This window comes from Propioniciclava sinopodophylli (assembly GCF_004324755.1).
Classification (GTDB): domain Bacteria; phylum Actinomycetota; class Actinomycetes; order Propionibacteriales; family Propionibacteriaceae; genus Propioniciclava; species Propioniciclava sinopodophylli.
This window is the reverse complement of record NZ_SDMQ01000008.1, coordinates 117,696-132,766: the sequence shown is the minus strand read 5'-3', so window position 1 is coordinate 132,766 and position 15,071 is coordinate 117,696. Positions and strand designations below refer to the sequence as shown.

The window sequence follows — 15,071 nt, the reverse complement described above, 5'->3', positions numbered from 1 at the left end:
GATGCGCCGTAGCCAGCCGCACAATCCGCTGGCTAGGGTCGGGAACAGGGTGGCTAGGATCGGCGGCGTGACCCACCCCGTCGAGACCCCCTCCCGACCCGTCGGTCGCCGCCGCGAGATTGGCCTGGCCCTGGCCCTCAACCTCGTCTTCGTGGCCGGCGTTCTGTTCTGGGGCTGGCCGGCTGGCAACGTGCTGCTGCTGTTCTGGGTGGAGAACGTGCTGATGGGCGTGGGGACCCTGGTCCGGATCCTCACTGCTGAGGTCGAGCCGCAGACGCGGCGTCCGTTCTTCTTCACGCTGCACTACGGGGCCTTCTGCCTGGTCCACCTCGTGTTCGTCTCCATCCTGTCGTTTTGGATGGGAGCCGAGCTCACCGTCGGCGCGCTCCTCGTCCCGGCCCTGCTCGTGCTCGTGCGGCACGCCGCCGACCTGGTCACGGTGTGGTTCGGTGCGGGCGCCCGCCACCGGACGAGCCCCATGCAGGCGTTCGTGCAGCCCTACCCCCGCATGCTCGTGCTGCACGTGACCACGATCTTGGCGTGGGCCCTGATGCTGGGGTCGTTCACCTTTCCGGGGGGCAAGCCCACCGGCCTCGGTGCGTTGGTCGCCCGCCTTCGGGAACTCCTGGCTGCCCTGGGCGCGCCGGTCACCTCCGCCGGGCTCGTCGTCATCGTGCTCGTGCTGGTGAAGATGGTGTTCGAGGCCACGACCGCCGGGCGACCGGTGCGGTGGACGATCGGCGGCCGGCCGCTCACCACCGACTGAGCCATCGGACACCCCGCGCCCGGGAACGCCGCAGGCCGGCCCCGCGGTGGGCGGGACCGGCCTGACGTGTAGCGGGAACGGCTACTTGCCGTCCTTCTTGAACAGCGACTTCATCAGGTCGCGGTTCAGGGCGCTGATCGTGTCCAGCGGGATCTGCTTGGGGCAGACCGCCGCGCACTCGCCGATGTTGGTGCAGCCGCCGAAGCCGTCGGCATCGTGCTGCGCGACCATCGTCTTGACGCGGCTGTACCGCTCCGGCTGCCCTTGCGGGAGCATCGCCAGGTGGGTGATCTTGGCGGCGGTGAACAGCATGCCCGACCCGTTGGGGCAGGCGGCCACGCACGCCCCACAGCCGATGCAGGTCGCCGCGTCGAACGCGCGGTCGGCCTGGATCTTCGGTGCCGGCACCGAGTGGGCCTCGGGGGCCGACCCTGCGTTGATGGAGATGAAGCCCCCGGCCTGGATGATGCGGTCGAACGCGGTGCGGTCGACGACCAGGTCCTTGATGACCGGGAACGCACCGGCCCGCCACGGCTCGACGTCGATGGTGGCGCCATCGGCGAAGGAGCGCATGTGCAGCTGGCAGGTGGTGGTCGGGACCGGGGAGTTGGCGCGGCCGTGGGCCGCACCGTTGATCACGATGCCACACATGCCGCAGATGCCCTCGCGGCAGTCGTGGTCGAACGCGATGGGCTCCTCGCCCTTGACCGTCAGGTCCTCGTTCAACAGGTCGAGCATCTCCAGGAACGACATGTCCTCGGACACGCCCTCCACGCGGTAGCTGACCATCTTGCCGGCCGACTGGGCATTGGCCTGGCGCCAGACTCGCAGATTGATGATCACTTGTAGCTCCTCTGCTTCAGCTCGATGAACTCGTACTCGAGCGGTTCCTTGTGCAGGATCGGCGCGTTGCCCGGCCCGGTGAACTCCCACGCCGACACGTGGAGGAACTCGTCGTCGTGACGCAGCGCCTCGCCGTCCTCGGTCTGGGACTCCGCACGGAAGTGGCCGCCACAGGACTCGCGGCGGACGAGCGCGTCCACGCACATGAGCTCGCCGAGCTCGAGGAAGTCCGCGACGCGCCCCGCGCGCTCGAGGGTCTGGTTGAAGTCCTCGTTGACGCCGGTCACCTTGACGTTGCTCCAGAACTCCTCGCGGAGCTCGCGGATGCGGCCGATGGCGAACGTGAGGCCCTCCTCCGTGCGCTCCATGCCGCAGTACTCCCACATGATGTTGCCGAGTTCCTTGTGGAAGGAGTCGACCGTGCGGGTGCCCTGGATGGAGAGCAGGCGGTTGATGCGCTCGTTGACGCCGGCGAGCGCCTCGACGACGGCCGGGTGGTCCTGGCCGATCTTCTCGAACGGGGCATCAGCGAGGTAGTCGTTGATGGTGTTCGGGAGGACGAAGTAGCCGTCGGCCAGGCCCTGCATGAGGGCCGAGGCGCCGAGGCGATTCGCGCCGTGGTCGGAGAAGTTCGCCTCACCGGTCACGTACAGGCCGGTGATCGAGCTCATCAGGTCGTAGTCGACCCACAGGCCACCCATCGTGTAGTGGACGGCCGGGTAGATGCGCATCGGCGTCTCGTACGGGTTCTCGCCCGTGATCTGGGCGTACATGTCGAAGAGGTTGCCGTACTTGGTCTCGACGGCCTTCTGGCCCAGGCGCTCGATCGCCGATGCGAAGTCGAGGTACACGCCACGACGGACCTGGCGCTCCTCGCCGGTCCTGTGGTCAACCTCGGCGACGGCCGGGCCGACACCGCGGCCCTCGTCGCACATGTTCTTGGCCTGGCGGGACGCGATGTCGCGCGGGACCAGGTTGCCGAACGCCGGGTAGATGCGCTCGAGGTAGTAGTCGCGATCCTCCTCGGGGATCTGGCGCGGGTCCTTCGTGCAGTCCTCGGCCCGCTTGGGCACCCAGATCCGACCGTCGTTGCGGAGGGACTCCGACATCAGGGTCAGCTTGGACTGGGTGTCGCCGTGCACCGGGATGCAGGTCGGGTGGATCTGCGTGTAGCACGGGTTGCCGAAGTAGGCGCCCTTGCGGTGCGCGCGCCACGAAGCGGTGACGTTGCAGCCCATCGCGTTGGTCGACAGGAAGAACACGTTGCCGTAGCCGCCGGTGGCCAGGACGACCGCGTCGGCCGTGTGGGCCTCGATGGCGCCGGTGACCATGTTGCGGGTCACGATGCCGCGCGCTCGGCCGTCCACCAGGATCAGCTCGAGCATCTCGTGGCGGGTGTGCATCTGCACGGTGCCGGCGGCGACCTGGCGCTCCAGGGACTGGTAGGCGCCGATCAGCAGCTGCTGGCCCGTCTGGCCGCGGGCGTAGAAGGTGCGCTGCACCTGCACGCCACCGAAGGAACGGTTGTCGAGCAGGCCGCCGTACTCACGGGCGAACGGGACGCCCTGGGCGACGCACTGGTCGATGATGTTGTTAGAGACCTCGGCCAGGCGGTACACGTTCGTCTCGCGGGCGCGGTAGTCGCCGCCCTTGACCGTGTCGTAGAACAGCCGCATCGTCGAGTCGTTGTCGTTGCGGTAGTTCTTGGCGGCGTTGATGCCACCCTGCGCGGCGATGGAGTGTGCGCGGCGGGGGCTGTCCTGGTAGCAGAAGTTCAGGACGTTGTAGCCGGCCTCACCGAGCGTGGCGGCGGCGGCGCCACCGGCGAGGCCGGTGCCGACGACGATGACCGTCAGTTTGCGGCGGTTGGCCGGGTTGACCAGCCTGGCCTGGAACTTGCGCGTCGACCACTTCTTCTCGATCGCGCCGGCGGGGGCCTTGGTGTCGCGGATGTCCGCTCCGGCCTTGTAGTAATCAGTGACAGTCATCAGTTCACCCATCCAAAGAGAACGGCCAGCGGCATGATCATGAAGCCCACGAACAGGACGACGGCGATCACCCAGGCGAGCCCGTTCAGGAACGAGCGTGCGGCCGGGGAGGTGTTCGCGCCGAGCGTGGTGAGGGCGCTCCAGACACCGTGGCGGACGTGCGAGCACACGATCCCGACCCAGACGGCGTAGAGCAGGACCAGCCACCAGTTGCCGAAGGCACCCACGGTCATCTCGTACGGCTCGGCGCCGGCGGTGAAGCCGGTCTGCACCGTCTGCGTGGTGAACTGCAGGAGGTGGAAGATGAGGCCGACGAGCAGGATGACGCCACCCCAGCGCATGGTGCGCGCGGCGTAGGTCTGCGACAGGCGCTTCGTGGTCACGTACTTGGTGCTGCGGGCCGCGTGGGCGCGGCCGGTCAGCACGGCGGCCGACCAGATGTGCGCCACGATCGAGGCCAGCATGACCAGGCGGAAGATCCAGATGAACCAGCCGGACGGCACCAGCGGGTAAAGGATGTCGCCCTTGAGCCAGTGCGCGTAGTGGTTGAAGGCATCGGCACCGAGGAAGACCTTCAGGTTGCCGTACATGTGCATGAGCAGGAAGCCGACCATGATGAGACCGGTGATGGCCATCACGACCTTCATGGTCACCGTTGACCGGACTGCTCGCTGATGAGGAGTCAGTGTTGTTGTCGCCACGTCCACAACTTAGCCAAGTTTCGCCGCGGATGCCCCATCGGGATGGACGTTTCGGTCGAGAGGTGATCGAAGTCACCAAATGCGGTGCGACTATGGGTATTAACGCTCTGCAGGCCTTGCGTAAATGTCCGCGGGTCGCCCCTCCAGGAGGTCCGGACGCCGGTCGTGCGTCCGCTCCAGTGCCTGCTCCCGGCGCCACTGTGCTACCCGCTGGTGGTTGCCCGAGAGCAGGACGTCGGGCACGTCCAGCCCGCGCCAGCTCGGCGGCTTGGTGTAGACGGGGTACTCCAGCAGCCCCTCGCCCTCGACCGAGTGGGACTCCTCCACCAGCGAGTGGGGGTTGCCGACCACGCCCGGCAGCAGGCGGACGACCGCCTCGACCATCGCGAGCACGGCCACCTCGCCACCGTTGAGAACGTAGTCGCCCAGGCTGACCTCCCGCACCGGCATGCGGGTGGCCGCGTGCTCGACGACGCGGGCGTCGATGCCCTCGTAGCGGCCGCAGGCGAACACGATGTGCTTCAGGTCGGCGAACTCGTGCGCGGTCGCCTGCCGGAAAGGCTCCCCGGACGGGGTCGGCACCACCAGCGTCGGCAGCGACAACGCCCGGTCAAGGACGTGGTCGAGCGCCGCCCCCCAGGGCTCGGGCTTCATGACCATGCCCGCTCCCCCGCCGTAGGGGGTGTCGTCCACCGTCCTGTGCCGGTCGTGGGTCCAGGTGCGCAGGTCGTGCACCTCCCAGTCCACCAGCCCGGCCCGGCGCGCCTTGCCCACCAGCGACAGGTCGAGGGGGGCGAAGTAGTCGGGGAAGATCGAGACGATGTCGAAGTACATCAAGCGTCCTCGGTGTCGGTGAGCAGGCCCTCGACGTCGGCGACCTGCACGTGCCCGGCGGCCAGGTCGACGACCGGCACGAGGGCGTCCACGAACGGGACGAGCCGCTCGCCGGACGGCGTTCGCACCACCAGCGTGTCGTGGGCGGGCAGGTGCAGCACCTCGGTGATCGTCCCCACCGTCGCCCCTGAGGCATCGAGGACGCCGAGGCCGACCAGTTGACGGTCCCAGTACTCGCCCTCGTCGGCGGGGGCCTCGTCGGCCCTCACGGACGCCCACAACTCCTGGCCGCGCAGCGCCTCGGCACCGGTGCGGTCGGTGACCTTGTCCAGGGCGAGCAGGAGGGTGCCGGAGTGCCAACGGGCGGACGCCACGGTGCGCGGCCTCCCGCCGACGGTGAGGACGGCGCCGGGCGCGAACCGCCTCTCGGGCTCGTCGGTGCGGACGTGCACGGTCACCTCGCCGCGCAGTCCGTGCGCGCGGCCAATCGTGCCGACGAGGACGTCGACGAACTCGCCCATCTCTCACTCCTGCCAGGTGGGGGACGCGGAACGGTCCCCGGCCCGTACGAGACGGGGCCGGGGACCGTGGGTGCTCAGTTGCGGCGCTGGCGGCGATCCACGTCGACGAAGTCGACGCGGACCTGCTCGCGGCCGGCCAGAGCGGTGATGACCGTGCGCAGGGCACTCGCAGTGCGGCCCTGGCGCCCGATCACCTTGCCGATGTCCTCGGGGTTGACGCGGACCTCCAGCGTCCGGACGCGTCGACGGTCCAAGTCGGACACGACGACGTCGTCGGGGTTGGACACGAGCCCGCGGACGAGGTGTTCCAGTGCGTCCGCGAGCACGGTCACGCCTCGTCGGACGCGGCGTCCTCGGCCGGAGCGGCCTCGACCTCGGCCTCGTCGGCGGGGGCCTCGCCCTTCTTCCTGCGCGAGGTGATCGCGCCGGAGGCGGGTTCGTCGTCGGCTTCGGCCAGCGCCTTGTTGAAGGCGGCCAGCTTGTCGGCCTTCTCCGGCTGCGCGGCGACGGTGGACTCACCCTTGCCGCCGGCGAACGTGTCGCGGTCACCGGTGAGCTTCAGCAGCTTCTCGACGGTCTCGGACGGCTGGGCGCCGACACCGAGCCAGTACTGGGCGCGCTCGGAGTTGATCTGGATCACCGAGGGCTCGGACTTCGGCTGGTAGATGCCGATCTCCTCGATCGCCCGGCCATCGCGCTTGGCGCGGGAGTCGATGACGACGATGCGGTATTGCGCGTTGCGGATCTTGCCCATCCGCTTGAGACGAATCTTGACGGCCACGTGTGTGGTTCTCCTGTTGGAACATGCCCCTGCAACGCGCAGGGACGGGATCGGGTGAGCGGGAACTCCGGCGTGGGACAACCGGCGCACCAACTCGGGTGGACTGCAACCGAAGGCGTGAGAGGGCACCCGCGGGCACAGCGCATCGATCATTCTGCCAGAACCGGCCCGGATCCGCCCAACCGACCCGCTTCCCTGAGCTCGTCGAAGGGCGTCGACGAGCTCAGCCCGCCGAGCGCACGACCCGCCCACGCAGCACGATCAGCTCCGGGTGGCGCACCACGGCGAGGTTGGTGCGAGGGTCCTCGGCGAACACGACCAGGTCGGCGGAGGCCCCCTCCTCCAGACCGTCCGCGCCCAGCCACTCCCGGGCGCGCCAGGACGCGGCGCCCAACGCGAACTCGGGGCCGCCGACCCGGGCGAGCAGGGCGATCTCGTCGGGGAGGATGCCGTGCGGGATGACGGTCCCGGCATCCGTGCCCGCGAACACCGGGACGCCGGCGTCCACGGCCTTGCCGATGGTCTCGAAGCGGCGCTCGTGGAGGGCGCGCATGTGGGCGGCGTAGGTGGGGAACTTCGCCTCCCCCGCCGCGGCGATCTCGGGGAAGGTGTCGATGTTGACCAGCGTCGGGACGAGCGAGACCCCTCGCTCGGCCATGGTGGCGATGGTGGCGTCGTCCAGGCCGGTGCCGTGCTCGATGCCGTCGATGCCGGCGTCCACGAGTTCGGTCACCGACTGCTCGTCGAAGCAGTGCGCAGTCACCCGCGCCCCCTCGTCGTGGGCCGCCTCGATCGCCGCGGCGGCCACGTCGGCGGGCCACAGCGGGCGCAGGTCGCCGGCGTCCCGGTCGATCCAGTCGCCGACGATCTTGACCCAACCGTCGCCGGCGCGGGCCTGGGTGCGCACCTCTTCGACGAGCCCGTCGGGCTCGACCTCCTCGGCGAGGTTGCGGATGTAGCGCCGGGGCCGGGCGATGTGGCGTCCGGCCCGGATCAGGCGGGGCAGGTCCTCGCGGTCGTCCACCCAGCTGGTGTCGGTCGGGACGCCCGGGGAGCGGGCCAGGAGCGTGCCGGCGTCCCTGTCGGTGAGGGCCTGACGCTCGACGTCCTCGGCGTCGGTCGGACCCTGGGGGCCCATGCCGATGTGGCAGTGGGCGTCCACGAGGCCCGGCATGATCCAGCAGTCGGTGGCGACGGTGAGGGCGTCCGCGACGGGTTCATATGTGACGTGCCCGTCGACGACCCAGAGGTCGACCACCTCGTTGCCGGGCAGCACCACGCCGCGCAGGTGGAGGCGCGGGCGGGCCGGGCTCAGGCGTGCGTCATCGTCGGCCACCCTGCGCACGTGGGTGTGGGTCGACCCGTCGTGGGTGTGGGTGTGGGCGAACAGGGGCTGACCGAGGGCGTCCAGCGGTACGTCGTCGTGCGAGTGCGCCATGGGCCCCAGCTTGCCCCACCGGGCGACCCGGCGTCAGCCGAAGGGGCCCAAGTTGTTCTGGTTGAGCATCTTCTGCAGCTCCGGCGGCAGCTGGAAGTCGGCCATCGCGGCCTGCATCTCCGCCTCGGTCTGGGGCGTCTGCGGCTGCTGGGCGGCCGCCGCGGCGGGGTTGCCCGAGCGCTTGGCGGGGTTGCCGGAGACCTTGCGCGCGTTCTTGCCCTTCTTGGGCTGCTGCTTGGCGGGTCGCCCGGGCAGGCCGGGCATTCCGCCCATCGCGCCCATGCCGGCGGGCATGCCCGGCATGCCGCCGCCCTTGCCCATCTGGCGCATGAGCTTGCGGGTCTCCATGAAGCGGTTCACCAGGCCGTTGACGTCCTGGACGGTAGTGCCGGAGCCGCTGGCGATGCGTGAGCGGCGGGACCCGTTGAGGATCTCCGGCTTGGCCCGCTCGGCCGGCGTCATCGAGTAGATGATCGCCTCGATGCGGTCGATCTCCCGCTCGTCGATGGCGCCCAGGGCGTCCTTGTACTGCCCCATGCCCGGCATCATGCCGAGGATCTTGCTCATCGGGCCCATCTTGCGGACGGCCTGCATCTGCTGCAGGAAGTCGTCCAGCCCGAAGTCGCCCGAGCCCATGATCTTCTCGGCGGCCTTGCGCGACTGCTCGACATCGAAGGTCTTCTCGGCCTGCTCGATGAGGGTGAGCAGGTCGCCCATGTCGAGGATGCGCGAGGCCATCCGGTCGGGGTGGAAGAGGTCGAAGTCCTTCAGCGCTTCGCCGTTGGAGGCGAACATGATCGGCTTACCGGTCACCTTGGCGATGGACAGGGCCGCGCCGCCGCGGGCGTCGCCGTCGAGCTTGGACAGCACGACGCCGTCGAAGCCGACGCCCTCGGCGAACGCGTTGGCGGTGTTGACGGCGTCCTGGCCGATCATCGCGTCGACGACGAACAGGATCTCGTCTGGGTCGACCGCGTCACGGATGTCGGCGGCCTGCTGCATGAGCTCGGCGTCCACGCCGAGGCGTCCGGCGGTGTCGACGATGACCGTGTCGTAGTACTTGCGCTTGGCCTCCTCGATGGACGCCCGCGCCACCTCGACCGGGTTGCCGACGCCGTTGCCCGGCTCGGGAGCGAACACGGGGACGCCCGCGCGCCCGCCCACGACCTGGAGCTGGTTGACGGCGTTGGGGCGCTGGAGGTCGGCGGCGACCAGCATCGGGGTGTGGCCCTGCTCGCGCAGCCACAGGCCGAGCTTGCCGGCGAGCGTCGTCTTGCCGGAGCCCTGGAGGCCCGCGAGCATGATGACGGTCGGCGGGTTCTTGGCGAACCGCAGCTGGCGGGCCTGCCCGCCGAGGATCTCGACGAGCTCCTCGTTGACGATCTTGATGATCTGCTGGGTGGGGTTCAGCGCCTGGCTGAGCTCCTCGCCCTTGGCGCGCTCCTTGACGGCGCCCACGAACTCCTTGACGACCCCCAGGTTGACGTCGGCCTCGAGCAGCGCCAGGCGGATCTCGCGCGCGGTCGCGTCGATGTCGGCGTCGGTGAGCCGTCCCTTGCCACGCAGGTTGCGGAACGTGGCTTGGAGGCGGTCTTGCAGGGTGTCGAACATGCGTGCCTTCTCATCAAGACGGATCGGTGCCGCCCCAGCCTACCGTGACCGGCCCACCTCGCCCCCCGGGGACGCCGCGGGCGTCGGATCCTTGCCGCGGGGCCTGGGCGCTCGTCCCCCCGTCGTTCCTCCTGGGGCGGCTCCCCGAAGCCTGACGCTGCGGGCGGTTGGTGGTGGTTTCCACGCGACTGGGACTCTGATGCGTGGGACGCATCAGGGTTTCAGTGGATCCAAGGGGACCTACTCACCCAGGAGGCCGTCGACGAATCCCTCGGCGGTGAAGGGGGCCAGGTCGTCCACGCCCTCGCCCAGGCCGATCAACTTGACCGGGACGCCGAGCTCCCGCTGCACCTGGACGACGATGCCGCCCTTGGCCGAGCCGTCCAGCTTGCTCAGGACGATGCCGGTGACGTCGGTGACCTCGTTGAACACGCGCGCCTGGATGAGTCCGTTCTGCCCGGTGGTCGCGTCGAGCAGCAGGAGACACTCGGTGATCGGGGCCCTCTTCTCGATGACGCGCCGGATCTTGCCCAGCTCGTCCATCAGGTTGGACTTGTTGTGGAGGCGTCCGGCCGTGTCGACCAGCACCACGTCGACACCCTTGTCCGCGCCGGTGTTCACCGCATCGAACGCCACGGACGCCGGGTCGGCGCCCTCTGCCCCGCGCACGGTCTCGACGCCGACGCGGTCGCCCCACGTCTGCAACTGCTCGGACGCCGCGGCCCGGAACGTGTCGGCGGCGCCCAACAGGACGGTCTTGCCCTCGGCGACCAGCAGGCGGGCGAGCTTGCCGACGGTGGTGGTCTTGCCCGTGCCGTTCACGCCGACGACCAGAACCACCGCGGGCAGCCCGGCGGAGCCTGTGACGTTCAGCGTGCGGTCCAACGTCGGGTCGGCCAGCTTCACGAGCTCCTCGCGCAGCACCGTCCTTGCGCGCGTCGGGTCGTTGACGCCGTCGATGGAGAGCTCCTTGCGCAGCGTGTCGACCAGCTCGGTGGTCGGGCCGACGCCCAGATCGGAGCCGATGAGGGTCGCCTCGAAGTCGTCCCAGGTGTCGGCGTCCAGGCGGTCGGTGCTGATCAGGCCGAGCAGCGCCTGGGCCAGCACGTTGTTCGAGCCGGCCAGGCGGCGGCGCAGGCGCGCCAGGCGCGTGCCGGCGGCCTCGGGCCGGTCGGCCGTCGGGGCCGGCGCGGGCGCCTCGACCGCGGCCTCGCGGGCTCCCGGCTCGACCGGCGCCTCGGGTCGGGCGGCCGGGGCCTCGATCGGGCGCCGGTCCCGGCGGGTCAGCTCCCGCTGGCGCCGGTTGCGGACGACGAGGACGGTCGTCAGGATGGCGGCCAGCGCCACGACACCGCCGACGATGATCCAGACGATGGGGTCGATGGGGGTCAGCACGCCGCCATCCTAGTGGTGGGGCTCAGGCCCGGTCGTCGCCTTCGGGCAGGCGCACGCGGACGACGGTGTCGCCGTCGACCGTGGCGTTGCGGTCGACGGTGTCACCCCCGACCGCCTCGAGGTCGGCGGGGCCCCACACGCCGTAGGGGTCGACCTCGGCGGGGTCCTCGGGGGCGGGTGCCGCGAGCGCCGCGCTGATGGCGGCCGAGGGATCCGCGGCGGGCTCCTCGTCGGCGGATTCGGTCTCCGGCGGGTTGGCCGAGGCGGCCGAACGGGCGGACAACGACGACCACGCGGTGCGCGCCGAGCGGGCGGAGGCGGCCGATGCGGCGGACGCCGCGGTGCGCAGCTTTCGGGGCAGCTCGCGGACGTTGATGTCGCCCACCTCGTCCATCTCGTCGAAGACGGCGACGAGGGCGCGGGGCGGCTCGCCCTCCCCGTTGAGGTGGCGGGCCGTGCGCTGCATGGCCTCGGCGATCTCCGGGTGCTTGGTGCGCCCGGTGCCCTCCATGCCCATCACGACCACGGCGATGACGCCGGCGGCCAGCACGAGCACGACGAGCATCGTGAAGATCATGATCGGCATCGGTTCACCTCCTGGTGCTATCAGTATGCCCGAGCGGTCGGGTCACCCATCACGCAGACGTTGGCTGATCACGGTGGAGATGCCGTGCTCGCGCATCGTCACGCCGTAGAGGGCATCGGCGATCTCCATGGTCCGCTTCTGGTGGGTGATGACGAGCATCTGGCTGTTCTCGCGCAGTTCCTCGTAAATGCCGAGGAGGCGGCCGAGATTGGTGTCGTCGAGCGCGGCCTCGACCTCGTCGAGGATGTAGAACGGACTCGGGCGCGCCTTGAACAGGGCCACGAGGAACGCCACGGCCACCAGGGAGCGCTCGCCGCCGGACAGCAGCGACAGGCGCTTCACCTTCTTGCCCGCGGGCCGCGCCTCGACGTCCACCCCGGTGGTGAGCCAGGAGCCCGGCTCGGTGAGCACGAGGCGTCCCTCACCGCCGGGGAACAGTCGGGCGAACGCGTGCTCGAAGGCCACCTCGACGTCGGCGTACGCCTCGGCGAACACCTGCTCCACACGGGCGTCCACGTCGGCGATGATGCCGAGCAGGTCGGTGCGGGTGCGCTTGAGGTCGTCGAGTTGCTCGGCGAGGAACTGGTGGCGCTCGCTCATCGCCTCGAACTCCTCCAGAGCGAGCGGGTTCACGCGCCCGAGGAGATCGAGGTTGCGCTGCGCGGTCCGGAAGCGCTTCTCCTGGTCGGCCCGGACGAACGGGCGCGGCTCGGGCTGCTCGTCGTCCTCGGTCAGGGCGGTGCCGTCGGGCCGCGTCAGCACCGGGACGAGCTGGTCGGGGCCGTACTCGGCGGCGAGCACCTCGCCCGACAGGCCCAGCTCGTCCAACGCCTTCTCCGCCAGCGCCTCGATGCGCATGCGCTGCTCGGCGCGCGCCAGCTCGTCGCGGTGGGCGACGTCCACGATCCCCTCGAACTGGCGGGCCAGGTCGCGGCTGCGCTGCCGGGCGTCGTGGACGCGGCGGTCCGCCTCGACCCGGCGCTCGTCGGCGGCCTTGCGGGCCCGACCGGCCTGCTCCTGGGACGTCGCGACGACCCCGAGCAACCACTCGGACGCCGCGGCCGCGGCCCGGGCCACCTCCGCCTCGCGGCGCATCCTCTCGCGACGGGCGGCCGCCTCGGCGCGGGCGTTGCGCTCGGCGCGAGCGGCCCGCAGCAGGGAATCGGCCCGGCCGGCCAGGGCGCGGGCGCGCTCCTCGTCGGTGCGCAGCGCCAGGCGGGCCTCCATCTCAGCCTGCCGTGCGCGGGCGGCCTCCAGCGCCAGTCGATCGCGCTCGGCGGGGTCGGCCTCCCTCACCTCGGTGGTGTCCTGCGCCACGCGGAGCCGCTCGCTGAGCGCCGCGAGCGACGCGGCGTTGCGGTCGCGGGCCTCCTCGGCCCGAGCGACGGACGCGTCGTGCCGCTCCGCCTCGGCCATCGCCGCGCGGGAGGCCTGGTTGAGGCGACCGAGCTGGTCGGCCAGGGCCGAGTACTGGGCGTCGGACTCGTGCAGGCGCGCCAGAGCCGCCTCGGTGCGGGCGGTGGCCTCCTCAAGCGTCGTCGTGGCGGACGCCCGCGCGAAGGCGAGTCGCTCGACGTCCTGCTGGGCCCGGCGAAGCGCGTCGGTGGCGGCGTCCACGGCGGCCTGGACCTCGATGAGGCTCGGGCGCGCGGACGACCCGCCGATGGAGAACCAGGCCGACAGGAGGTCGCCGTCGCGGGTGATCGCCGTGGTGTCCGGGAGCGAGCCGACCAGCGCGCGGGCGTCCGCCAGGTCGTCGACGACGGCGACCTTGCGCAGGAGGCGGCTCAGCGCGGGGACGAGCGCCGCGTCGGCAGTGACGGTGTCGATGGCGTAGCGGGCGCCGGCGGGCAGGGCGGGCCAGTCGGCGCGGTCGTCGACGGTGTCGGCGCCGCCCAGGAGCAGCCCGGCGCGGCCCAGGTCGTCGGTCTTGAGGTGGGACAGCGCGGAGACGGCGGCGTCCACCCCGGTGACGGCGACGGCTTCGGCGGCCCCGCCGAGGGCGGCGGCCACCGCAGCCTCGTAGCCGGCCTCGACGCGAACGAGTGCGCCCACCGAACCGAGAACCCCGGCCAACTGCTCGGACGCCGCGAGCAGCGCCCCCGAGCCGTCGGGCCGGTCGAGGCCGACCTTGAGCCCCTCGAGCCGGGCCGCGATCGAGGCCCGTTCCGACTGGGCTTGCTGTTCGTCGGCGCGGATCTGCTCCAGCGCCTGCGCGGCGGCGACGCGTTCGGCGTCCGCGGCCTCGTACGTGGCGTCGAGACCCTCCTCGCCCTCGGTGAGGCCGCCGAGCTCGGTCTCGAGACGGGTGAACGTGGCGCGGGCCTCGTCGGCGCGCTTACGGGCCTCGGCACCGGCCGAGCGGAGCCGCTCGATCTCGGCGTCCGCGGCCTCGGTGCGGGACTTGAGCGAGTTCACCTCGCCGGCGAGCCGGGCCAGCCCCTCGCGCCGGTCGGCGATGGCCCGGAGCTGGGCCGCGTACTGCTTCTCGGCCTCGGCGTGGGCCGTCTCGGCCTGCTCGCGCGCGGCGGAGGCGGACGTGAGGGCCGCGGCGCGCTCGGCCACCTGCGCGGCGATCGCCTCCTCGGACTCCCGGATGCCGGCCGCCTCGGCCTCGATGGCCTCGGGGTCGCGGCCGCGCCGCTCTTCGGCCGTCGCGGTGACGGCGTTACGGACGCGCTCGTTCGCGATCGTCAGGGTGCTGGCGATGCGCTCGCGCAGCGCGGCGAGCGCGTACCAGGTCTCCTGTGCGCGGTTCACTTCGGGGGTGGCGGCGCGGGCGGACGCCTCGGCCTCGGCCTCGGACTCGCGGGCGGCCTCCAGGGCCTCCTCCAGCGCGATGCGGCGCGCCTTGATCTCGGCTTCGGCGGCGAGGTCGGACTCCAGCGCGAGGGACGCCATGACGTAGTCGTCGGCGAGCAGCCGGGCCTTGGCGTCGCGGAGCTCGGCCTGGACGACCGCCGCCTTGCGCGCGACCTCAGCCTGGCGGCCCAGGGGCTTGAGCTGGCGACGGATCTCGGCCACCAGGTCGGCGAGCCGGTCGAGGTTGACCTGGGTGGCGTCCAGCTTGCGGAGCGCCTTCTCCTTGCGCTTGCGGTGCTTGAGGACGCCCGCGGCCTCCTCGATGAAGCCGCGGCGCACCTCGGGGGTCGCCTGCAGGATGGTGTCGAGCTGGCCCTGCCCGACGATGACGTGCATCTCGCGGCCGATGCCGGAGTCGCTGAGCAGTTCCTGGACGTCGAGGAGGCGGGCGGGGTTGCCGTTGATCGCGTACTCCGAGCCACCGGAGCGGAACATGGTGCGGCTGATCGTCACCTCGGTGTACTCGATCGGCAACGCGCCGTCGGTGTTGTCGATGGTGAGGCTGACCTCGGCGCGGCCCAGGGGCGCGCGTCCGGTGGTGCCTGCGAAGATGACGTCCTCCATCTTGCCGCCGCGGAGGGTCTTGGCGCCCTGCTCGCCCATCACCCAGCTGAGGGCGTCCACGACGTTCGACTTGCCGGACCCGTTCGGACCCACGACGCAGGTGATGCCGGGTTCGAAGTTCAGGGTCGTCGCCGACGCGAACGACTTGAAGCCGCGCAGCGTCAGGGACTTGAGGTACACA

The 15,071-nt window shown here is 71.1% G+C and carries 13 protein-coding genes; 1 reads left to right on the top strand and 12 read right to left on the bottom strand.

The genetic code is table 11. From position 1 onward, the window contains the following. Nucleotides 1-67: 67 nt before the first annotated feature. Entirely contained in the window at nucleotides 68-766 is a 699-nt protein-coding gene (locus tag ET989_RS09345; protein WP_131168268.1) for a DUF6498-containing protein, read from the top strand. Nucleotides 767-847: 81 nt separating this feature from the next. On the opposite strand, the gene ET989_RS09340 is transcribed toward ET989_RS09345, so the two are convergent. From ET989_RS09340 to smc, 12 genes are all read right to left on the bottom strand, one after another. After that, entirely contained in the window at nucleotides 848-1,609 is a 762-nt protein-coding gene (locus tag ET989_RS09340) for a succinate dehydrogenase/fumarate reductase iron-sulfur subunit (RefSeq protein WP_131168267.1), read from the bottom strand. After that, a complete protein-coding gene (locus tag ET989_RS09335) occupies nucleotides 1,606-3,609 on the bottom strand; it encodes a fumarate reductase/succinate dehydrogenase flavoprotein subunit (protein WP_131168266.1) in 2,004 nt (667 codons plus the stop codon). The genes ET989_RS09340 and ET989_RS09335 overlap by 4 nt, the downstream gene beginning before the upstream one ends. Next, nucleotides 3,597-4,244 carry a succinate dehydrogenase cytochrome b subunit gene (locus tag ET989_RS09330; RefSeq protein WP_131168265.1) on the bottom strand — a complete coding sequence of 216 codons (648 nt, stop codon included), beginning with the start codon at nucleotides 4,242-4,244 and terminating at the stop codon, nucleotides 3,597-3,599. Before ET989_RS09330 ends, ET989_RS09335 begins: the two co-directional genes overlap by 13 nt. A 153-nt stretch (nucleotides 4,245-4,397) precedes the next feature. Then, complete coding sequence (gene trmD, locus ET989_RS09325) at nucleotides 4,398-5,132, bottom strand: tRNA (guanosine(37)-N1)-methyltransferase TrmD (protein WP_131168264.1); 735 nt, start codon at nucleotides 5,130-5,132, stop codon at nucleotides 4,398-4,400. Next, nucleotides 5,132-5,653 (bottom strand): ribosome maturation factor RimM, encoded by a 522-nt coding sequence (gene rimM / locus ET989_RS09320; protein WP_131168263.1) that lies wholly within the window; start codon nucleotides 5,651-5,653, stop codon nucleotides 5,132-5,134. The genes trmD and rimM overlap by 1 nt, the downstream gene beginning before the upstream one ends. A 74-nt stretch (nucleotides 5,654-5,727) precedes the next feature. Next, on the bottom strand, nucleotides 5,728-5,979 hold the full coding sequence (locus ET989_RS09315) for an RNA-binding protein (RefSeq protein ID WP_131168328.1): 252 nt from the start codon (nucleotides 5,977-5,979) through the stop codon (nucleotides 5,728-5,730). A 2-nt stretch (nucleotides 5,980-5,981) separates the two neighbouring features. Continuing rightward, a complete protein-coding gene (gene rpsP / locus ET989_RS09310; RefSeq protein WP_131168262.1) occupies nucleotides 5,982-6,434 on the bottom strand; it encodes a 30S ribosomal protein S16 in 453 nt (150 codons plus the stop codon). A 223-nt stretch (nucleotides 6,435-6,657) separates the two neighbouring features. Continuing rightward, entirely contained in the window at nucleotides 6,658-7,872 is a 1,215-nt protein-coding gene (locus ET989_RS09305; protein ID WP_131168261.1) for an amidohydrolase family protein, read from the bottom strand. Nucleotides 7,873-7,905: 33 nt separating this feature from the next. Next, nucleotides 7,906-9,483, bottom strand: a complete 1,578-nt coding sequence (gene ffh / locus ET989_RS09300; protein ID WP_131168260.1) for a signal recognition particle protein — start codon at nucleotides 9,481-9,483, stop codon at nucleotides 7,906-7,908. Nucleotides 9,484-9,723: 240 nt separating this feature from the next. Next, nucleotides 9,724-10,878 (bottom strand): signal recognition particle-docking protein FtsY, encoded by a 1,155-nt coding sequence (ftsY, locus tag ET989_RS09295; RefSeq protein WP_421958219.1) that lies wholly within the window; start codon nucleotides 10,876-10,878, stop codon nucleotides 9,724-9,726. Nucleotides 10,879-10,900: 22 nt separating this feature from the next. Continuing rightward, nucleotides 10,901-11,464: a hypothetical protein gene (locus ET989_RS09290; RefSeq protein ID WP_131168259.1), complete on the bottom strand. Its 564-nt coding sequence runs from the start codon at nucleotides 11,462-11,464 to the stop codon at nucleotides 10,901-10,903. 42 nt (nucleotides 11,465-11,506) lie between these two features. After that, nucleotides 11,507-15,070, bottom strand: a complete 3,564-nt coding sequence (smc, locus tag ET989_RS09285; protein ID WP_131168258.1) for a chromosome segregation protein SMC — start codon at nucleotides 15,068-15,070, stop codon at nucleotides 11,507-11,509. Nucleotide 15,071: the final 1 nt, after the last annotated feature.

Bases quoted from the DNA above. Each gene is read 5' to 3' on its own strand.
- ET989_RS09290 (WP_131168259.1), bottom strand. From the start codon at position 11,464: ATGCCGATCATGATCTTCACGATGCTCGTCGTGCTCGTGCTGGCCGCC.
- ffh (WP_131168260.1), bottom strand. From the start codon at position 9,483: ATGTTCGACACCCTGCAAGACCGCCTCCAAGCCACGTTCCGCAACCTG.
- rimM (WP_131168263.1), bottom strand. From the start codon at position 5,653: ATGGGCGAGTTCGTCGACGTCCTCGTCGGCACGATTGGCCGCGCGCAC.
- ET989_RS09330 (WP_131168265.1), bottom strand. From the start codon at position 4,244: ATGAAGGTCGTGATGGCCATCACCGGTCTCATCATGGTCGGCTTCCTG.
- ET989_RS09305 (WP_131168261.1), bottom strand. From the start codon at position 7,872: ATGGCGCACTCGCACGACGACGTACCGCTGGACGCCCTCGGTCAGCCC.
- ET989_RS09335 (WP_131168266.1), bottom strand. From the start codon at position 3,609: ATGGGTGAACTGATGACTGTCACTGATTACTACAAGGCCGGAGCGGAC.
- trmD (WP_131168264.1), bottom strand. From the start codon at position 5,132: ATGTACTTCGACATCGTCTCGATCTTCCCCGACTACTTCGCCCCCCTC.